Source organism: Corallococcus sp. 4LFB (genome assembly GCF_046520365.1).
Lineage (GTDB): Bacteria > Myxococcota > Myxococcia > Myxococcales > Myxococcaceae > Corallococcus > Corallococcus caeni.
Genome location: NZ_JBKGHJ010001238.1, coordinates 1 through 456, shown reverse-complemented (window position 1 = coordinate 456; position 456 = coordinate 1). Strand labels below are relative to the sequence as shown.

The window sequence follows — 456 nt, the reverse complement described above, 5'->3', positions numbered from 1 at the left end:
CGGCTCGCGGAGGAGGCCCGGCTCGCCGAGGAGGCTCGGCTGGCCGAGGAAGCCGCTCGAGTTGAAGCGGAGCGCCTTGCCGAAGAAGCGCGACAGGCGGAACAAGCGCGCCTCGCCGAGGAAGCCCGGCTTCGTGCCCTTGAAGAGGCTCGACTCGCGGAACTGGCGCGCATTGAAGCCGAGCGACTCGCGGAAGAGGCTCGGCTCGCAGAAGAGGCCCGCCTTCGCGAAGAGGAAGAGGCGAGGCTCGCGGAAGAGGCTCGGCTCGCGGAAGAAGCCCGGCTTCGGGCGATCGAGGAGGCCCGGCTGGCCGAAGAGGCTCGCCTCGCCGAAGAAGCCCGGCTTCGCGCTGAGGAGGAAGCGCGGCTGGCTGAACAGGCCCGCCTCGCCGAAGAGGCGCGGCTCCGTGCGGAGGAAGAGGCCCGACTCGCGGAAGAGGCTCGCTTGGCCGAGGAG

1 protein-coding gene is annotated in these 456 nt (G+C 71.1%); it reads right to left on the bottom strand.

Annotation, left to right across the window (positions count from 1 at the left end):
• Window positions 1–456 (bottom strand): hypothetical protein (locus tag ACLEQD_RS45115; protein WP_410392024.1); only part of this gene is annotated, 456 nt, incomplete at both ends.